The organism is uncultured Paracoccus sp., assembly GCF_937873615.1.
In the GTDB taxonomy this organism is placed as follows: domain Bacteria; phylum Pseudomonadota; class Alphaproteobacteria; order Rhodobacterales; family Rhodobacteraceae; genus Paracoccus.
Genome location: NZ_CALMYP010000058.1, coordinates 67,559 through 84,540, shown reverse-complemented (window position 1 = coordinate 84,540; position 16,982 = coordinate 67,559). Strand labels below are relative to the sequence as shown.

The 16,982-nt window shown below is 66.5% G+C and carries 20 protein-coding genes; 8 read left to right on the top strand and 12 right to left on the bottom strand.

The window, feature by feature from the left end; translation table 11 throughout:
• The first annotated feature begins 9 nt into the window (after window positions 1-9).
• Both era and Q0330_RS14185 read left to right on the top strand, forming a co-directional pair.
• The gene (gene era / locus Q0330_RS14190) at window positions 10-924 is read left to right on the top strand and encodes a GTPase Era (protein ID WP_299480682.1); all 915 of its coding nucleotides are present in this window, start codon (window positions 10-12) and stop codon (window positions 922-924) included.
• Window positions 917-1,252, top strand: a complete 336-nt coding sequence (locus Q0330_RS14185) for a DUF1491 family protein (protein ID WP_299480679.1) — start codon at window positions 917-919, stop codon at window positions 1,250-1,252. The genes era and Q0330_RS14185 overlap by 8 nt, the downstream gene beginning before the upstream one ends.
• Before the next feature lie 74 nt (window positions 1,253-1,326).
• Here Q0330_RS14185 and Q0330_RS14180 read toward each other — a convergent pair whose 3' ends face one another.
• Window positions 1,327-1,704, bottom strand: a complete 378-nt coding sequence (locus tag Q0330_RS14180) for a pore-forming ESAT-6 family protein (protein ID WP_299480676.1) — start codon at window positions 1,702-1,704, stop codon at window positions 1,327-1,329.
• A gap of 156 nt (window positions 1,705-1,860) precedes the next feature.
• Here Q0330_RS14180 and rarD point away from each other — a divergent pair, with 156 nt between their 5' ends.
• Window positions 1,861-2,793 carry an EamA family transporter RarD gene (rarD, locus tag Q0330_RS14175; protein WP_299480673.1) on the top strand — a complete coding sequence of 311 codons (933 nt, stop codon included), beginning with the start codon at window positions 1,861-1,863 and terminating at the stop codon, window positions 2,791-2,793.
• A 69-nt stretch (window positions 2,794-2,862) separates the two neighbouring features.
• Here the strand turns inward: rarD and acpS are convergent, their stop codons facing one another.
• The 6 genes from acpS to Q0330_RS14145 all read right to left on the bottom strand — a co-directional run bounded on the left by acpS (window position 2,863) and on the right by Q0330_RS14145 (window position 8,884).
• On the bottom strand, window positions 2,863-3,267 hold the full coding sequence (acpS, locus tag Q0330_RS14170) for a holo-ACP synthase (protein ID WP_299480670.1): 405 nt from the start codon (window positions 3,265-3,267) through the stop codon (window positions 2,863-2,865).
• On the bottom strand, window positions 3,264-3,704 hold the full coding sequence (locus Q0330_RS14165) for a hypothetical protein (RefSeq protein WP_299480667.1): 441 nt from the start codon (window positions 3,702-3,704) through the stop codon (window positions 3,264-3,266). The genes acpS and Q0330_RS14165 overlap by 4 nt, the downstream gene beginning before the upstream one ends.
• Window positions 3,705-3,727: 23 nt before the next feature.
• Window positions 3,728-4,462, bottom strand: coding sequence for a pyridoxine 5'-phosphate synthase (locus Q0330_RS14160; RefSeq protein ID WP_299480664.1), 735 nt, complete (start codon window positions 4,460-4,462; stop codon window positions 3,728-3,730).
• A gap of 24 nt (window positions 4,463-4,486) precedes the next feature.
• On the bottom strand, window positions 4,487-5,308 hold the full coding sequence (locus Q0330_RS14155) for a 4-(cytidine 5'-diphospho)-2-C-methyl-D-erythritol kinase (protein WP_299480661.1): 822 nt from the start codon (window positions 5,306-5,308) through the stop codon (window positions 4,487-4,489).
• 15 nt (window positions 5,309-5,323) lie between these two features.
• The gene (locus Q0330_RS14150; protein WP_299480658.1) at window positions 5,324-7,135 is read right to left on the bottom strand and encodes a tetratricopeptide repeat protein; all 1,812 of its coding nucleotides are present in this window, start codon (window positions 7,133-7,135) and stop codon (window positions 5,324-5,326) included.
• Window positions 7,136-7,225: 90 nt separating this feature from the next.
• A complete protein-coding gene (locus Q0330_RS14145; RefSeq protein WP_299480655.1) occupies window positions 7,226-8,884 on the bottom strand; it encodes an electron transfer flavoprotein-ubiquinone oxidoreductase in 1,659 nt (552 codons plus the stop codon).
• Window positions 8,885-9,179: 295 nt separating this feature from the next.
• On the opposite strand from Q0330_RS14145, the gene greA reads away from it, so the two are divergent.
• The 4 genes from greA (at window position 9,180) to Q0330_RS14125 (ending at window position 11,768) form a co-directional block, all read left to right on the top strand.
• Window positions 9,180-9,650 carry a transcription elongation factor GreA gene (greA, locus tag Q0330_RS14140; RefSeq protein ID WP_299480652.1) on the top strand — a complete coding sequence of 157 codons (471 nt, stop codon included), beginning with the start codon at window positions 9,180-9,182 and terminating at the stop codon, window positions 9,648-9,650.
• Entirely contained in the window at window positions 9,650-10,582 is a 933-nt protein-coding gene (locus Q0330_RS14135) for a hypothetical protein (RefSeq protein ID WP_299480649.1), read from the top strand. The genes greA and Q0330_RS14135 overlap by 1 nt, the downstream gene beginning before the upstream one ends.
• A 161-nt stretch (window positions 10,583-10,743) precedes the next feature.
• Entirely contained in the window at window positions 10,744-11,442 is a 699-nt protein-coding gene (locus tag Q0330_RS14130; protein WP_299480801.1) for an AzlC family ABC transporter permease, read from the top strand.
• Window positions 11,439-11,768: an AzlD domain-containing protein gene (locus tag Q0330_RS14125; protein WP_299480646.1), complete on the top strand. Its 330-nt coding sequence runs from the start codon at window positions 11,439-11,441 to the stop codon at window positions 11,766-11,768. The genes Q0330_RS14130 and Q0330_RS14125 overlap by 4 nt, the downstream gene beginning before the upstream one ends.
• Here Q0330_RS14125 and Q0330_RS14120 read toward each other — a convergent pair.
• The 4 genes from Q0330_RS14120 to Q0330_RS14105 are packed head-to-tail and all read right to left on the bottom strand — an operon-like array spanning window position 11,756 to window position 15,320.
• Entirely contained in the window at window positions 11,756-12,391 is a 636-nt protein-coding gene (locus Q0330_RS14120) for a hypothetical protein (protein WP_299480643.1), read from the bottom strand. The two genes, Q0330_RS14125 and Q0330_RS14120, sit on opposite strands and share 13 nt — an antisense overlap.
• Complete coding sequence (locus tag Q0330_RS14115; protein ID WP_299480640.1) at window positions 12,391-12,540, bottom strand: aa3-type cytochrome c oxidase subunit IV; 150 nt, start codon at window positions 12,538-12,540, stop codon at window positions 12,391-12,393. Before Q0330_RS14115 ends, Q0330_RS14120 begins: the two co-directional genes overlap by 1 nt.
• 57 nt (window positions 12,541-12,597) lie before the next feature.
• Window positions 12,598-13,635: an MBL fold metallo-hydrolase gene (locus tag Q0330_RS14110; RefSeq protein WP_299480637.1), complete on the bottom strand. Its 1,038-nt coding sequence runs from the start codon at window positions 13,633-13,635 to the stop codon at window positions 12,598-12,600.
• On the bottom strand, window positions 13,632-15,320 hold the full coding sequence (locus Q0330_RS14105) for an acyl-CoA dehydrogenase (RefSeq protein WP_299480634.1): 1,689 nt from the start codon (window positions 15,318-15,320) through the stop codon (window positions 13,632-13,634). Before Q0330_RS14105 ends, Q0330_RS14110 begins: the two co-directional genes overlap by 4 nt.
• Before the next feature lie 135 nt (window positions 15,321-15,455).
• On the opposite strand from Q0330_RS14105, the gene Q0330_RS14100 reads away from it, so the two are divergent.
• Window positions 15,456-16,409: an L-threonylcarbamoyladenylate synthase gene (locus Q0330_RS14100; RefSeq protein ID WP_299480632.1), complete on the top strand. Its 954-nt coding sequence runs from the start codon at window positions 15,456-15,458 to the stop codon at window positions 16,407-16,409.
• On the opposite strand, the gene Q0330_RS14095 is transcribed toward Q0330_RS14100, so the two are convergent.
• Window positions 16,406-16,969 carry a YqgE/AlgH family protein gene (locus Q0330_RS14095; protein ID WP_299480630.1) on the bottom strand — a complete coding sequence of 188 codons (564 nt, stop codon included), beginning with the start codon at window positions 16,967-16,969 and terminating at the stop codon, window positions 16,406-16,408. The two genes, Q0330_RS14100 and Q0330_RS14095, sit on opposite strands and share 4 nt — an antisense overlap.
• Between the last annotated feature and the right edge of the window lie 13 nt (window positions 16,970-16,982).

Genomic DNA, 16,982 nt, shown 5'->3' with positions numbered 1-16,982 from the left:
ACCCCATCCATGACCGAGACCCCACACACAAGCGCCGGCTTCGTCGCCCTGATCGGCGAACCGAATGCCGGCAAATCCACGCTGCTGAACCGCATGGTCGGGGCCAAGGTGTCGATCGTGACCCACAAGGTCCAGACCACCCGCGCCCGCATCCGCGGCATCGCCATGGAGGGCGCGGCCCAGATCGTCTTCGTCGACACGCCCGGCATCTTCCGCCCGCGCCGCCGGCTGGATCGGTCCATGGTCGCCGCCGCCTGGGGGGGCGTCTCGGATGCCGATATCATCGTGCTGCTGATCGAGGCCCATCGCGGGTTGACCGAAGGCGTGCAGGCGATCCTCGACCAGCTCAAGGAAACCGCCGGCGACCGCCCGGTGGCCCTTGCCATCAACAAGATCGACCGCCTCAAGGCCGAACACCTGCTGGCGCTCTCGCAGCAGATGAACGAGGCCTATCCCTTCACCAACACCTTCATGATCTCGGCCGAGAAGGGCTATGGCTGCGACGACCTGAAGGCATGGCTGGGCGCCGAACTGCCCGCCGGCCCCTGGCTTTACCCCGAAGACCAGATCGCCGACCTGCCCATGCGCATGATCGCCGCCGAGATCACCCGCGAAAAGCTGACCCTGCGGCTCCACGAGGAACTGCCCTACCAGCTGACCGTGGAAACCGAGAACTGGGAGGACCGCAAGGACGGCAGCGCGAAAATCGACCAGATCATCTATGTCGCCCGCGACGGCCACAAGGGCATCGTGCTCGGCCACAAGGGCGAGGCGATCCGCGCCGTCGGAAAGGCCTCGCGCGAGGAGCTGTCGGACTTCCTTGGCCGGCCCGTCCACCTGTTCCTGACCGTGAAGGTCCGCGAAAAATGGCTGGACGAAAAGGAACGCTTCACCGAAATGGGCCTCGACTTCAACGATGGCTGAGGCGCGCCTTGCCGCGCATGTCTGGGTCGGCGCCTATCTGCGCCGGCTCGCGCTGTCCGACATCCCCGCCTATGTCACCCGCCACGGCGACGACACGGCGGGCGCGATCATGGTCAAATGCGCCACGCTGGACGGCAAGGCGACGCTCTGGCGGCGCGAATGGGATTTCGAAAGCGACCGAAGACCGTGGGTGCTGATCGCCGAAGGCCCTGAACCCGAAATCGACGCCATCACCGCCCGCGAAGCCGGTTTCGATCCCGACCTCTGGCTGATCGAGATCGAAAGCCGCGACGGCACCACCCTGCTCGACCAGCCCGGACTGGGCTGACAGCCACGGTCACGCCAGCCGGAACGCAAAGCGCCGGGACAGATGCCCCGGCGCTTCTTCATTTCAGCCGAGTCTTACTGCGGCAACTGCGCGCCAGCCTGCTGAACCAGCTGGGCCAGTTGGGTGCACAGCGCGGCCTCATCGACACCCTGCGTCTTGGCGGCATCGGCCAGCGTCTGCTCGATGCCCATGGCACTGACAGTGCCTTCCTTGCCCTTCTCATAGGCGGCGTTCACGGCCTCCTCGTCAACGGCGGGTGCCAGCATACCGATCATCCGGCCCTGAATCTCGACGGCGGCCCCGTCGATATGGCCCTCGGCCTGGCAATATTCCAGCACGCCCAACTGGTTGCGGGCCGCCGATATGGTCAGGTCGGCATCGGGTGCGTCCTGCGCAAAACCCGCACCGGCCATCATGGCCATGCCAAATGCAAAAACTGTCGTCTTGAACATCGTTTACCTCTGCAATCTGCGGCCATACTGCCGTCCCGCACATACAGACCGACGCGACCTGCAAGTGCAACGGATTAACCGCCCGTCTCCGGCAATGAGAGCATTCCCGCCGATCACCCCTGCCCTTCCCCGAAACCGCAAGCTAGTCTCCGCGCGATGAGTGCCAAGCCCACATATACCGATTCGCCGAAAGGTCTGGCCTTCGCGCTGACGACCTATCTCTTCTGGGGTGTCCTGCCGCTCTATTTCAAGGCGATGGCACATATCCCCCCAGCCGAGGTGATCGCGCATCGCGTTCTCTGGTCGCTGCCGATTGCGGCGGGCGTTCTGATTGTCACCGGCCGCAGCGCCGATTTCCGCGCCGCGCTGACCCGCCCCCGGCTCTTGGCCATGGCGGCGCTGACGGCGACGCTTATTACCGTGAACTGGATGATCTATGTCTGGTCCGTCGGCAATGATCGCGCCATGGAGGCGGCGCTTGGCTATTATATCAACCCGCTCTTTTCCATCTGCCTCGCCGCCCTGTTGCTGGGCGAGCGGCTCGGTCGGCTGCAATGGGTGGCGGTCGGGCTGGCGGCGCTGGCTGTGGTGATCCTGACGCTGGAAACCGGCAGCCTGCCGCTTGTGGCGGTGGGGCTGTTCTTCTCCTGGGGGTTCTATGCCTTCTTCAAGCGCAGTCTGCCGCTTGGCCCGAATCAGGGCTTCCTGCTTGAAGTCGCCATCCTGTCGATCCCGGCGCTTGCCTATCTGTTCTGGCTTCACGCCCAGGGCGGCGGCCATTTCGGGCGCAACTGGCGCGACACGCTGCTGCTGATCGGCTGCGGGCCGGTCACGGCGGTGCCGCTGATCTTCTATGCCAATGCCGCCAAGCTGCTGAAGCTCTCGACCATCGGCATCCTGCAATACATTACCCCGACCATGGTCTTCCTGATCGCCGTGCTGGTCTTCGGGGAACCTTTCGACGGCGCCAAGCGCATCGCCTTCCCGCTGATCTGGGCGGCACTGGTGATCTATTCCTACACCCTGATCAAGGCCGCCCGCAGCCGCCGCCGGGCGGTGCATAACGAGACCAGCCTGCGCCCGGAATGACCCGCCGCGCGTATCGACGGGATATGCACAGGGTATGTACGCAGTATGGACGGGTTATGCAGGCCGGTTTCAGCCGTCCGCTGGCAGTGCCTCGATGACGACAAAGGCCTGCGCCCAGGGGTGGTCATCGGTCAGGGTGACATGAACCACAGCCCGCTGTCCGGGGGGTGTCATCGTCGCCAACCGCTCCGCCGCCCAGCCGGTCAGCGCCATGACCGGCTGTCCCGTGCGCAGGTTCGAGACCGCCATGTCCTTCCAGCTGATCCCCATCGCCAGCCCGGTACCAAGCGCCTTTGAACAGGCCTCCTTGGCCGCCCAACGCTTCGCCAAAGTGCCGGCTTCGTCCTTGCGGCGGGCGGCCTTGGCCAGTTCGGTCGGGGTGAAGACGCGGTTGCGGAACCGGTCGCCGTGCCGGTCCAGAACCTTTTGAATTCGCTCGATATTGGCGAGATCGCTGCCGATGCCCAGGATCACGAACCGGCAACCTCGGCGGTGATTTCTCCGGTCGATTGGTTGATGGTCACGGTCAACTCGCCGATATCCGTGGCCCCCGTCTCGGGGTTATGGACGCCGCCCAGCATGGTCACGACAAGGCCCTGTTCAGGGTCGTAACGCGCCTCTCGCGCCGCGAAATCGAGGCTGAGAAACCCGACCGGCCAGCCCTGCGCCGTGACCGCCGGCCCCATGGACACGGTGCGGCACTGCCGCTCTCCCAACTCATCGAGGGGCGGCGAAAGCACCATCAGATGCATCGCCGCCGCCGCCGGTTCCAGCGTGTCCAGCACCGCCAGGCGGATGCGTCCCTTGGCATAGGTGGCGGTATGCTGCTCCCACGGCTCGGGCAGGTTCCGGGCCGAGGTCCATTCGCCGCATTCGTTCACCGACTGCGCCCCGGCGGGCAACGCAAGCATCAGAAATATCGGCAGAATTTTTCTCATCCCCGGGCCTCGTCCATGCGCCGGCGCATCTCTCGGATGGCGGCGGGCAAGCCGATGAAGACCGATTCCGCGATCAGGAAATGGCCGATATTCAGCTCGCGGATCTCGGGGATGGCGGCGATGGGGCCGACATTGTCGAAGGTCAGTCCGTGGCCGGCATGAACCTCCAGCCCAAGGCTCGCCGCCAGTGCCGCGCCCTCGCGGATGGCGGCCAGTTCGGCATCGCGTTCGGCAATCCGGCCCTCGGTATCGTAATCCGCATAGGCACCGGTATGGAGTTCCACCACCGCCGCCCCGATCCGGGCCGAGGCGCGGATCTGGTCCGGCTGGGCACCGATGAACATCGACACCCGGCTGCCGGCCTCGCGCAGGGGCGTGATGTAATGTGCCAGCGCATTGTCATTGCCGGCCACGTCCAAGCCCCCTTCGGTCGTGCGCTCCTCGCGCTTTTCGGGCACCAGGCAGATGGCATGGGGCTTGTGGCGCAGCGCGATGGTCTGCATCTCGGCTGTGGCCGCCATTTCCAGGTTCAGGGGCAGGCGCAAGCCTTCCATCAGCGCGTCGATATCGGCATCCGCGATATGGCGCCGATCCTCGCGCAGATGGGCGGTAATACCATCCGCACCGGCTTCCTCGACCAGTTTCGCGGCCCGCATCGGGTCGGGCCAGGGCGTGCCGCGCGCGTTGCGGATCGTCGCCACATGGTCGATATTCACGCCAAGTCTCAGCATTCCGGCACCTCCATCGCCGCCAGATTAGCCCGCCGCCGGTTCCGGCGCGAGTCCTGTCGCGGTGATCCACCAATCCTCATAGCTCGCCCCGATCCGGTAAGCCGCCAGCCCGCCGGCACGGGCGCTGTCGAAAATGCCGAAGCAGCTTGCCCCCGACCCCGACATCCGCGCCAGAAGCGCGCCCTCATCCTCAAGCGCGCGCAGCACCTTGGCGATGGCCGGGCACAGCGCCATGGCCGGTTCCTCAAGGTCATTGCGGCAGAGCGCCAGATAGCCAATGAGCCCGGCCAGATCGAAACGCCCCGGCAGATCGGGCAGCGGCGGATTGTCCTTCCGCGCCAGCCCGCGAAAGACCTCGGGGGTCGAAACCGGCTGGCGCGGATTGATCAGCACCAGATGCAGATCGGGCAGTTCGGGCAGCGGCGAAATCTGTTCACCCACACCGCGCATCCGCGCCGGGCGTCCGGCAAGGCAGACCGGCACATCGGCACCGAGGCCTTCCGGCGCCGCTGGCAGGGGCGCGCCCATCCGCGCCAGCCCGCGCAGCACCGCCGCCGCATCCGCCGAACCGCCGCCGAGGCCCGAGGCCACGGGCAGATTCTTGGTCAGCGTGATCCGGGCCTCCATACCCGCAAGCCGGGCGGCGTCGAGGCAAAGGTTCTCATCCGGCAACAGCCCCGCCGCGAAAGGCCCGTCGATCCCAAGCGAAAGCGGCCCCGGCTCAAGCCGCAACTGATCGCCGGCAGCGGCGAAAACCACCAGCGAATCCAGCAGGTGATAGCCATCGGCGCGCTGCCCGGTCACATGCAGGGCCAGGTTCAGCTTCGCGGGGGCGAATTCGGTCATCACCATCGGAGCGGCTTATTCCACCGGCTGTTCCGGCTCGGCGGGCGCATCGACAGGTTCCGGCAGGGTGCCGCCATTCGCGGCCTCATCGGCCAGCACCGCATCGAGACCGCGATCCAGCTTGGCGCGGATGCGGGTCTCCTCGGCCTCGGTCTCGGGGTTGAAGCTGAGCGCGCGCTTCCACTGGATTTCCGCCTCGCGCTTGCGACCGACCATCCAGTAGATATCGCCGAGGTGATCGTTCACCAGCGGGTCGCTGGCCATGGCGGCGATGGCGCGTTCCTGCGGGGCCACGGCCTCGTCATAGCGGCCAAGCCGATACAGCACCCAACCCAGCGAATCGAGGATATAGCCATCATCCGGCGAAAGCTCGACCGCGCGTTCGATCAGGCGCAGGGCCTCGTCCATGTTCTGACCGCGATCGACATAGGAATAGCCGAGATAGTTCAGCAGTTGCGCATTGTCCGGGCGGATTTCCAGCGCCGCCTTCAGATCCGCCTCGGCCCGGTCGAACAGGCTCTGACGTTCCAGCGCGATGGCGCGGGCATAAAGCGGGAACCAGCGTTCGTCGGGATCGCCTTCGTCGATCAGTGCCAGCGCCTTGTCATAGGCGGGCACGGCCTGGGCCCATTTTTCCTGTTGGCGCAGCAGGTCGCCAAGCGCGATCCAGCCCTGCGGCAAGTCGGACCGGGCGGCAGTCAGCGCCAGTGCTGCCTTTTCCGCATCGCCCATGCGGTCGGCCCGGGCGAGCGCGTCGATGCGCAGAAGCTCGGCCGTGGGGCGCAACTGGCCCTGTTCGCGCAGCTTGTCGAATTCGGCCTCGGCCTCCTCGAACTGGCCCATGGATTGCAGCATCTGCGCGACCATCAGCCGGGCATCGGCCATGTCGGGCGAGATATAGCTGGCCACGCGGGCATGGATCAGCGCCAGCGGGTTCGGGTCGATATCGTTGGCCAGAAGCGTCGCGAAGGTCAGGAAGACCTGGGCAATCCCGTCGCGGGGGTCCTTGACCAGATCGAATTCCACCGGCTCCCCGGCCGCGAGTTTGCGGGCCAACTCGTCGGCAACGCCGTCGATGCCGATCCCCTCGACCTTTTCCAGCACCGTCAGGGCGTCCTCGCGCCGGTCAAGCTGGGCCAGGACCTGCGCCTCGGCGACGGCGGCCAGGACATTGCCTTCGGGCGTATCGCTGTGCAGCAGCTTTGCGGCAGCCTCGAAATCGCCGACAAGCGCCTTTGCCAGTGCCAGATGGTAGTCGACCAGCCCATCGGCACCGCCGATCTGGCGGACACGGTTGAAAGCGGCATCGGCATCGGCGGCCTTGCCTTCGCCCAGAAGCGCCCAGGCCCGCAGCATCCCGTCCAGCAACTGCTCTGACCCGTCATCGCGCGAGACCTTTGTGTCAAGCTGCGCCAGCAGAACCGTCCAGTCTTGGCTTTGCGCGGCCTTCGCCCGCTCGACCAGTTCGACCAGACGGGATGACACCGGCCCCGACATGGGGCGTTCATCCGCAAGCGCGACGGCCCGGTCGATCTGCCCTGCGGACAGAAGCGCGATCAGCGCGCTGTCGCTGAGATAGGCCGAGCCTGGATCCTGCTTCAATGCCCGCAGGAAATAATCGGCGGCAATGGCAAATTCATTCTCGATCACCGCCGTGCGCGCGGCCAGATAGGGTCCGGCCAGATCGCGGGTCAAGGGTGCGGCGGCGCCTTCGGTGCCCAACTGGTCGGGACGGGGCGGCGGCGGCGTGTCGTCCTGCGCATGACCCGGCCCGATTGCCGGCAGCGAGATCAGGCAGGCGAGTGCGAGCGAGGGTATAAGTTTCATCAGCGCGTCCGATTTCCGGTTTCGCTGCGACCCTATCCGCGCCGCGCCTGCGTGGCAACGCCACCCCGGCAGCGGGATGGCGCGCGGACATCACATATTCGGGTAGTTCGGCCCGTCACCGCCCTGAGGCGTGGTCCAGTTGATGTTCTGCGACGGGTCCTTGATATCGCAGGTCTTGCAATGGACGCAGTTCTGGAAGTTGATCTGGAAGCGCGGGCCATTGGCGTCCTCGATCACCTCGTAGACGCCCGCCGGGCAGTAACGCTGCGCCGGTTCCGCATATTCGGGCAGATTGACCGAAATCGGGATCGAGGGATCGGCCAGTTTCAGGTGGCAGGGCTGGCTTTCCTCGTGATTGGTGAAGCTGAAGCTGACATTGGTCAGACGGTCGAAGGACAGCTTTCCATCCGGCTTCGGATAGGCGATTTCCTTGAAATTCGCGGCCTTTCCGGTCGCCTGCGCATCGGTCTTTCCGTGCTTCCAGGTCCCCAGCGGGTTCCAGCCGGTCAGGTTCGCCACCCACATGTCGAAACCGCCAAGCGCCAGGCTGGAGGTCAGGCCGAGCTTCGACCAGAGCGGCTTGACGTTGCGCACCTTCTTCAGGTCCTTGGCAATCGTGCCAGAGCGCAGGTCGTCTTCATAAGCCACCAGCTCGTCACCCTCGCGACCTTCCGCAATCGCGGCGGCGGCGGCATTGGCGGCGGCAATGCCGGACAGCATGGCGTTGTGGTTGCCCTTGATCCGCGGCACGTTCACCAGCCCGGCCGAACAGCCCAGCAGCGCGCCGCCCGGGAAAGTCAGTTTCGGGATCGACTGCCAGCCTCCCTCGGTGATGGCGCGGGCGCCGTAGGCGACACGCTTGCCGCCCTCCAGCAGGTCGGCGATCAGCGGGTGATGCTTGGCGCGCTGAAACTCCATATAGGGATACAGGTAGGGGTTGGCGTAATTCAGGTGGACGACGAAGCCGACCAGCACCTGATTGTTGTCCATGTGATAGATGAAGCTGCCGCCGCCGGCATTCTTGCCAAGCGGCCAGCCCATCGTATGGGTCACGGTGCCGGGCTTGAACTTGGCCGGATCGACCTCCCAGATCTCTTTCATCCCGAGGCCGAATTTCTGCGGCTCATGCCCTGCGGACAGGTCGTATTTCGCGATCACTTCCTTGGAGAGCGAGCCGCGCACCCCCTCGGCCAGCAGGACATACTTGCCGCGCAACTCCATCCCGGGTTCGTATTGGGGACCGGGCGTGCCATCGGGGTTCAACCCCATCTCGCCCGCGATGACACCGGCCACACGTTCGCCCTCCATGACAAGCGCGGAACAGGCCATGCCGGGAAAGACCTCGACGCCCATCGCCTCGGCCTGTTCGGCCATCCAGCGGGTAACGTTGCCCATGGAGACGATGTATTTGCCGTGGTTCGACATCAGCGGCGGCATCGGCCAGTTCGGCACCCGCACCTGCCCGGCCTCACCGAGGATATAGAAATTGTCGTGGGTGACCTCCTGCGTGATCGGGGCGCCCTTTTCCTTCCAGTCCGGAATCAGCGCATCCAGCCCCGAGGTGTCCAGCACCGCACCCGAGAGGATATGCGCGCCGATCTCGCTGCCTTTTTCCAGCACCACCACGTTCAGGTCGGCATCTATCTGCTTCAGCCGGATCGCCGCCGAAAGACCGGCAGGTCCGCCGCCCACGATCACCACGTCAAATTCCATCGCCTCGCGTTCGACGGTGCTGTCCTGATCGTTCATGGCGTCCTCCGGCTTTAAACAACTGGCTCAGTCCTAGACGCTGCCGGATCGCGCGGCAATCGTTACGCGGTGGCTCAGGACCATCGTTAGCGCAATCTTTGCCGGGTTTTCGGGGCCCGGCCCGCCCGGTCAGCGGTCCGCCGCCGCCGGACACGCGTTTCTCTTGCAATATGATCCCGGATCGGGGAACGCTTGGCAGAACGGAATCGCGCCCCTGCCATTTGCTTGGCGGGGGCTTTCTCCAAATTTCATCGCGCGGACAGGCCGTGCGGCAAGACGTTAGACAGGAAAGACGATGGAAAAGATCCCGATGACCCGTGGCGGCTATGAGACGCTCGATGCCGAGCTGCGCGATCTCAAGGGCAAGGAGCGGCCGGCCATCATCGCCGCCATCGCCGAGGCGCGTGCCCATGGCGATCTGTCGGAAAACGCCGAATACCACTCGGCGCGCGAGAAGCAGAGCTTCATCGAAGGCCGCATCACCGAATTGGAAGCGGTGCTGTCGCGGGCCGAGGTGATCGACCCGGCCAAGCTGTCCGGCGGGATCAAGTTCGGCGCCACCGTGCTGCTGCTGGACGAGGATACCGACGAGGAAAAAAGCTATCAGATCGTCGGCGAGCACGAGGCCAACCTTGAAAAGGGGCTGCTGAACCTGCGCTCGCCGCTGGCCCGGGCGCTGATCGGCAAGGAAGAGGGCGATTCCGTCGATGTGCAGACCCCGGGCGGATTGCGCAGCTATGAAATCCTGTCGGTCCGGTTCGCCTGATGGCCAGCCCGCTCGGCGGCATGGCGCGCGGCGGACGCGCGCTGATCATCGGCGCGGCGCTGACGGTGCTGTGGCTGGTGATGCTGCTGATCTTCTGGCTGACCTCGGGCGGCGACGGCGCGGCGGGCGCGCCGGGCTGGATCTCGGTCGTGGCGGCGCTGATGCCGCTCGTGCTGATCTGGATGGCGGTGGGGCTTGCACAGGCCATCGACCGGCTGAAGGCCGAGGCCGAGGGCCTGCGCGCCGAGATGGCGCAGGCGGCGATGCGCCGCGCCGATCCGCGAAAGGCGAGCGAGCCTGTCCATGCCGCTGCCTATCAGCCCGCCCCATCAACCACGACGCGACAGATCGCCAGGCCCGCCGCCCCTGCCCGCCGCACCGATGAACGCGCCCATGCGGCGGCAAGTGATCCGCGCCAGACCTCGCTGGGTCTCGACGCGCCGGAGCCGGTCGAACTGGCCCCGGTCACCGTCATCCGGGCGCTGAATTTCCCCGAAGGCCCCGAGGACCACGCCGCCATCGCCGCCCTGCGCGAGGCGCTGCGCGATCCTGAACATGCGCGGCTGATCCGCAGCGCCCAGGACGTGATCACGCTGCTGGCAGATCGCGGCATCTATACCGACGATCTGGATGCCGGCCCGGCTGATGTCGCCGCCTGGCGCCGCTTTGCCGAGGGGCAGCGCGGCAATGCCGTCGGCACCGTGGGCGCCGTTCGCGACCCCGAGATGCTGGACGTCGCAACCGCAGCCATGCGTGGCGACGAGGTGTTTCGCGATGCCGTGCACCATTTCCTGCGCCTTTTCGACCGCAGCGTGACGGTGCTGATGCCGGAACTCGGCGATGACGAGATCATCTGGATGGCGCAGACCCGGTCCGCGCTTGCCTTCATGCTGCTGGCCCGCGCCGCCGGCCTGTTCGGACAGACGGAATAACCGCCCCGGCGCGCAAGGGGTTGCACCCGGCCCGCGCGCCGATATGTTGACCGGGCTGAAGAACTGCCTCCTTTGACAAGATGACACAGACCACGCAACGCCCCTCGCGCCGGGCGGCCGCGATCGACGCGGCCCGCGCCCGCGCCCTTGCCCGCACGCCGATGCAGAGCGTGATCCACGGTGCCGTGCAATCGACGCCCTTCCTGCTGGTGATCGTGCCCTTCGGCCTGCTGTTCGGCGTCGTCGCGACCAAGGCCGGCTTCAACCTGGCCGAGGTCATGGGCTTCACCGTGCTGGTTCTGGCCGGGGCCTCGCAATTCACCGCCGTGCAGCTGATGACCGATCACGCGCCGGTCTGGCTGGTGATCCTGTCATCGCTGGCGGTGAACCTGCGCATGGCGATGTATTCGGCCTCGATGGTGCCCTGGCTCGGCGGGGCGTCGCAGCCGGCACGGGCGGCAGTCGCCTATTCGCTGATCGACCAGACCTATGTGCTGTCGATCGAGCATTTCCAGAATGTCCCGAAGCTGAGCATGGGCCAGCGGCTGGCCTATTTCACCGGCACCGCCATTCTGATGTGCGGCTCGTGGATCGTCTTCTGCTTCATCGGCGCGACGGCGGGCCGGGCCATCCCGGCCAGCATCCCGCTGGATTTCACCGTGCCGATCACCTTTCTGGCCATGATCGCCCCGGCCCTGCGCACCCCTGCCCATGTCGCGGCGGCAACGGTCGCGGTGGTGGTGTCGCTGGCGCTCGGCACGCTTCCGGCAGGGGTCGGGCCGATGATCGCGGCGCTGCTGGCCATGCTGACCGGGGCCGGGATCGAGACCCTGACCCTGCGGCGGAGGGCGGGCGCATGAGCCATTACAGCACGCTGGAAATCTGGCTGATCATCGCCGTGGTCGGCGCCGGCACATTCTTCATGCGCTACAGCTTCCTTGGCGCGCTCGGCAACCGGCCGATGCCGGACTGGCTGCTGAGAATGCTGCGCTATACGCCGGTCGCGGTGCTGCCGGCACTGGCCGCACCGCTGGTGGTCTGGCCGGCGGCAACCGGCGGGCAGACCGATCCGGCGCGGCTGGCAGCCGCCGCAGCAACCGTGCTGGTCGGCTTTCTCAGCCGCAGCGCATTGGCCGCCATCCTTGCCGGGGCGGCCACGCTGAGCCTTGGGCTTTACCTGTCGTAGGTCCGCAGCGAGCCGTCGCTCATCTTCAGCAGATCGCCATGCACCAGCCGCGGATCGCCATCGCGATATTCCGCCGTGGTCACGCCGGGCACGCTCAGGAACCATTCGCGCAGCCTCAACGGGCTGAACCCGCCCGGCGCGCCCTGGAAGCCGGGGGTGGAGCGCAGCACGGTCGAGACGCCGGTCGCGCAGAACGCCTTGCTGACCGCGCCATTGCCCTCGGCCGCGCGAATCGCCGCATCGGCCACCTCGCGCGAGACCGGGACGGTATCGACGGTGACGTAATAGCGCTCGCCCGGGAGATCGCGGGCGTGATAGTCGATATAGACGTTCCGCATCTGCGGCGTGATGCCGTAAAGCACGTCATGGCGTTCCGGTGCCTTGGGATGCACGAAACTGCCCGCCGGATCGAAGATGATCTGCTGGCTGCCATTGATCAGAAGCGCCGAATGCCCGCCTTCGCCACGCGGCAGACCGATGATGGTCATCAGGGCAATCGAGGGCTGCTCGTTCGAGGTATAGCGGGCATTGCGCACCGCCTCGTCGCTGGCCCATCGGTTATCGGCGCCGCAGGCCGCCAGCAACAGCGGCAGCGCGAGCGCAAGCAGGATCCGGCGCAGCATCAGGCGTTCGCGAGTGCCATGAAGACCAGAACGACCGCTGTAACGATACAGAACCAGGTCGAGAAACGGACGAAGCCGGTGAAAGTCTTCTCGTGCTCGCGGATATCCATCGTGCCGTGATCGTGCTCGGTTACGTTATGATCAGCCATGGCCAGTCCCTCAATGCCGTAGGTTTTGGCCTTCCATAGCCTATCGCGACGGCGCTGTCACGCCGCTGCACGCCAAAGTGCGCCACCCCGGTCATCGTGACCGGTGCGGACGATCCGCCCGGCCCGGGCGAGATTGTTCACATGCGCCACCGATTCCACCAAGGCCAGTCCGAATTCCGCCGTCCCGATGGGCCGCTTGAACAGCGACGGAAAGCAGCCGACCGCCGTCAGGGGCGATTCGCCCATGGCCGCGACCACCCGGTCGAGCGCTGACAGGTGATTGTCGCGCATCTGCGCCAGCCGCGCAGGCAGGCCGGTAAAGGGCAGCTTGTGTCCGGGCAGGACCAGATGACGATCCTCGGCCATCCCTGCGAAACGGTCGCAGCTTTCCAGCCATTCGCCGACCGGATCGGCCTCGGGCTCGGTCGGGTAGACGCCGAGATTGGGCGAGATACCGGGCAGAAGCTGGTCGCCGCCGATGACCAGATCGTCGTCGAGCGACCAGAAGGTCGCATGTTCGGGCGCATGGCCATGGCCGATCTCGACCCGCCAGCTGCGACCGCCGAATTGCAGCACGTCGCCGCCGCAGATGCGGCGATAGCCAAGCGGGATCGGATGCACGCAATCGCAGAAATTGAAGGGCCGCTCCGTGGCTCGGGTGGCCAGAAGATCGGGCGGCATGCCGGCCTCGCGCCAGAAGGCGATGCTCTCGGGCGAAGGTGCTGCCTGTTCGTCGAGAACAAGCATCCGCGCTGTCAGCCATGCGGTGCGCGTCGTCCAGAATGCCGCGCCGTGATCCATGAACCAGCCGGCCAGACCCAGATGGTCGGGATGATGATGGGTGGCGATGACGCGGTTGACGGGCCGCCCCTCAAGCGGGCCGTCCAGCAGCAACTGCCAGACCGCCCGGCTTCTGGCGCTGTCGAAGCCGGTATCGACCAGGGTCCAGCCATCGCCATCATCCAGCGCATAGACATTCACATGATCGAGTCTCATCGGCAGCGGCAGGCGCATCCACTTGACACCCGGCGCGACATCTATCGCTGCGCCACTGGCGGGTGCTTCCTCCCACGGGTGGCTGACGGCGGCACTCATGCGAGGCCAAGCGCCCTGTCGCTGATCGCGTCCAGATCGGCCACGCCGGCAAACAGCTCGGCCAGATCGGCCTCGTAGCGGGGCAGGATGCGGTCGATATAGATGCGGGCCAGAATCTTCTCGTCCTCGCCGCCAGCCGCCGCCGCGCGCAGGTGGTAATGCGCACCGAGCACCCGGGCGAAGGCCGACAGGTAAGGCACCGCACCGGCATTGCGGTCGGCCAGTTCCATCTCGATCAGGCGCAGGGTCGCCTCGGACAGGGTCTGCGCCGCGGTCCAGACCAGTTCCGAACGTTCCGGGAAAAGCTGGCTGTGCTTGCGGGCCTCGTCCTGAACCTCGTCCAGCAGGGCCTGGGCGGCGGCCCCGCCATCCATCATCTTGCGGCCGACCAGATCCATGGCCTGAATGCCGTTGGTGCCCTCATAGATCGGGGTGATACGGACATCGCGCAGATACTGGGCCGCACCGCTTTCCTCGATATAACCCATGCCGCCATGGACCTGCACCGCAGCATCGGCGACACGGCAGCCGGTATCGGTGCCGTAAGCCTTGGCGATCGGCGTCAGCAGGGCCGCGCGCGCCGACCAGTCGGCATCGCCGGTCGCCTTCGCCAGATCCAGCGCCGTCGCGCAATCGAGGCAGATGGCACGGGCGGCAAAGACCTCGGCCCGCGAGGTGGCGAGCATCCGGCGCACATCGGCATGGCGGATGATCGGGCCGAACTGCTCGCGCTCGGCGGCGTATTCGGTGGCTTTCTGCAAGGCGGCCTCGGCCACGCCCACGCCCTGCACACCGACGCCCAGCCGGGCTGCGTTCATCATCGTGAACATCGCCGCCATGCCGCCATGTTCGCGCCCGATCAGCCAGCCGGTCGCGCCCTCATAGCTCATGACGCAGGTGGGGGAGCCGTGGATGCCCATCTTGTGCTCCAGCGAGACGACCTTGAGGCTGTTGGCGCGGCCCGGCCTGCCATCCTCGTCGGGCAGGTATTTCGGCACCATGAACAGGCTGATGCCCTTGGTGCCCCGAGCCCCGTCGGGCAGCCGCGCCAGCACCGCATGGCAGGTGTTCTCATTCACGTCGCTGTCGCCCCAGGTGATGAAGATCTTCTGCCCGGTGATCGCATAGGTGCCGTCGCCATTCGGCTCTGCCCTGGTCTTCAGCGCGCCGACATCGGAACCGGCACCCGGCTCGGTCAGGTTCATGGTCCCGTTCCACTCGCCCGAGATCAGCTTCGGCAAGTAAAGCGCCTTCATCGCCTCGTCGGCGTGATGTTCCAGCGCCTCGATCTGGCCCTGGGTCAGCAGCGGGTTCAGTTGCAGGGCAAGACAGGCCCCCGAGGTCATTTCCGCCACCGACATGTTCAACGCCTGCGGCAGGCCCGCGCCGCCATGTTCGGGATCGGCCGAAAGCCCGATCCAGCCGCCTTCGGCAATCGCCGCAAAGCCCTTGTCGAAACCGGGAGAGGACCGCAGCACCCCGTTTTCCAGCCGCGCCGGGGTCTGGTCGCCGGAAATGTTCAGCGGTGCCAGCACCTCGGTCGCCATGCGCCCGGCTTCGGTCAGGATCGCATCGACCATGTCGCCGCTGGCCTCGGCGAAGGTTACGGTCGTGGCAACCTTGTCGAAGGGAACGACGTGGTTGAGGATGAAACGGATCTGATCGACTGGCGCGCGATATGGCATTCTGGCTCCCCCGCCGGGTTGCCGGAAAGGCGCTCGGCGTCTATGCAGGTTATCTGGAAAAACAGATTAACTGGCACGGTTTATCCGGCAAGCCCCGTCCCGAATAACCCTGCGTAACGAACCGCCTGGACCCTCATGCAAGCCGAAACCCGCCTGCTCGCGCCCGAACCGGAAGAACTCGCCTATGCCGCGATGATGCTGGCACAGGGCCGGCTGGTGGCAATGCCGACCGAAACCGTATACGGGCTGGCCGCCGACGCCCGCAACCCCCTGGCGGTGGCGGCGATCTATGCCGCCAAGGGCCGGCCCAGCTTCAACCCGCTGATCGTCCACGCCCCCGATCTGGCCACGGCCGAGACCATCGGCATCTTCGGCGATCCGGCGCGGCGGCTGGCCGAAGCTTTCTGGCCCGGCGCACTGACGCTGGTGGTGCCCCTGCGCGCGGATTCGGGCATCGCCTCGCTGGTGACGGCGGGGCTCGATACGGTGGCGATACGGGTGCCGGCGCATCAGGCGGCGCAGGATCTGCTGCACGCTTTCGGCGGTGTCGTGGCCGCACCCTCGGCCAATCGCTCGGGCCGGATCAGCCCGACCACGGCGGCGCATGTCATGGCCGGGCTGGATGGCAAGCTGGCGGCGGTGATCGATGCCGGCCCCTGCCCGGTCGGGGTCGAATCGACCATCATCGGCTGGCAGGGCGGCCTGCCCGCGCTGCTGCGCCCCGGCGGCATCCCGGCCGAGGCGATTGCCGAAGCTCTCGGTCAGCGGCTGACCATGCCCGCCGCCAATGCCGATCCCGAAAAGCCCGCCGCGCCGGGCATGCTCACCAGCCATTACGCCCCCGGCGCGCCGGTGCGGTTGAACGCCCGCGCCGCCGGGCCGGACGAGTTCCTGATCGGCTTCGGCCCGGTCTCGGGCGAGATCACGCTGTCGCCTTCGGGCGATCTGGTCGAGGCCGCCGCGAACCTCTTCGATGCCCTGCATCGGGCCGACGCGACCGGTCGTCCCATCGCCGTGGCACCTGTCCCAGATCACGGCATGGGCCGCGCGATCAACGACCGTCTGCGCCGGGCGGCCGCGCCTCGCTAGGCACGACCTGCCGCCCCCGACAGCGACAGCGGATCGACGCCAAGGGAATGCAGCGCACGCATCCAGACCGTGACGGGCTCGCCGAAGGCGTAATCGGGGTCCATCTCGGCGGTCAGCCAGCCATTGGCGCGAATCTCTCGGTCGAGCTGCCCCGCGCCCCAGCCGGAATAGCCAAGCGCCAGTATCGCCTGCGCCGGACCGCGCCCCTCGGCTAGTTCCACCAGAATGTCGCGCGTCGTGGTCAGCGCCAGCCCGCTGCCCACATCCATCGAGCCATCGCCAAGCGGTCCCGACTGGCGATGCAGCACGAAGCCGCGCACCGGTTCGACCGGGCCGCCGGTGCGCAGGGGAAGCCGGATGGCCTCGTCGCCGGCCTCGATGCCCAGCATGTCCAGAAGCTCGACGAAGTTCATGCCGCGCATGGGCTGGTTCAGCACGATCCCCATGGCCCCCTCGTCGGAATGCGCACAGACCAGCACGACCGAATGCCGGAAACGCGGGTCGCCCATGTCGGGCATGGCGATCAGGATCTTGCCGGTCAGGTCGCTGTCACGGGTCATGGCGGAATTCATC

Bases quoted from the DNA above. Each gene is read 5' to 3' on its own strand.
- era (WP_299480682.1), top strand. From the start codon at position 10: ATGACCGAGACCCCACACACAAGCGCCGGCTTCGTCGCCCTGATCGGC.
- Q0330_RS14185 (WP_299480679.1), top strand. From the start codon at position 917: ATGGCTGAGGCGCGCCTTGCCGCGCATGTCTGGGTCGGCGCCTATCTG.
- Q0330_RS14180 (WP_299480676.1), bottom strand. From the start codon at position 1,704: ATGTTCAAGACGACAGTTTTTGCATTTGGCATGGCCATGATGGCCGGT.
- rarD (WP_299480673.1), top strand. From the start codon at position 1,861: ATGAGTGCCAAGCCCACATATACCGATTCGCCGAAAGGTCTGGCCTTC.
- Q0330_RS14165 (WP_299480667.1), bottom strand. From the start codon at position 3,704: ATGCTTGCGTTGCCCGCCGGGGCGCAGTCGGTGAACGAATGCGGCGAA.
- Q0330_RS14160 (WP_299480664.1), bottom strand. From the start codon at position 4,462: ATGCTGAGACTTGGCGTGAATATCGACCATGTGGCGACGATCCGCAAC.
- Q0330_RS14155 (WP_299480661.1), bottom strand. From the start codon at position 5,308: ATGACCGAATTCGCCCCCGCGAAGCTGAACCTGGCCCTGCATGTGACC.
- Q0330_RS14150 (WP_299480658.1), bottom strand. From the start codon at position 7,135: ATGAAACTTATACCCTCGCTCGCACTCGCCTGCCTGATCTCGCTGCCG.
- Q0330_RS14145 (WP_299480655.1), bottom strand. From the start codon at position 8,884: ATGAACGATCAGGACAGCACCGTCGAACGCGAGGCGATGGAATTTGAC.
- greA (WP_299480652.1), top strand. From the start codon at position 9,180: ATGGAAAAGATCCCGATGACCCGTGGCGGCTATGAGACGCTCGATGCC.
- Q0330_RS14135 (WP_299480649.1), top strand. From the start codon at position 9,650: ATGGCCAGCCCGCTCGGCGGCATGGCGCGCGGCGGACGCGCGCTGATC.
- Q0330_RS14130 (WP_299480801.1), top strand. From the start codon at position 10,744: ATGCAGAGCGTGATCCACGGTGCCGTGCAATCGACGCCCTTCCTGCTG.
- Q0330_RS14125 (WP_299480646.1), top strand. From the start codon at position 11,439: ATGAGCCATTACAGCACGCTGGAAATCTGGCTGATCATCGCCGTGGTC.
- Q0330_RS14120 (WP_299480643.1), bottom strand. From the start codon at position 12,391: ATGCTGCGCCGGATCCTGCTTGCGCTCGCGCTGCCGCTGTTGCTGGCG.
- Q0330_RS14115 (WP_299480640.1), bottom strand. From the start codon at position 12,540: ATGGCTGATCATAACGTAACCGAGCACGATCACGGCACGATGGATATC.
- Q0330_RS14110 (WP_299480637.1), bottom strand. From the start codon at position 13,635: ATGAGTGCCGCCGTCAGCCACCCGTGGGAGGAAGCACCCGCCAGTGGC.
- Q0330_RS14105 (WP_299480634.1), bottom strand. From the start codon at position 15,320: ATGCCATATCGCGCGCCAGTCGATCAGATCCGTTTCATCCTCAACCAC.
- Q0330_RS14100 (WP_299480632.1), top strand. From the start codon at position 15,456: ATGCAAGCCGAAACCCGCCTGCTCGCGCCCGAACCGGAAGAACTCGCC.
- Q0330_RS14095 (WP_299480630.1), bottom strand. From the start codon at position 16,969: ATGACCCGTGACAGCGACCTGACCGGCAAGATCCTGATCGCCATGCCC.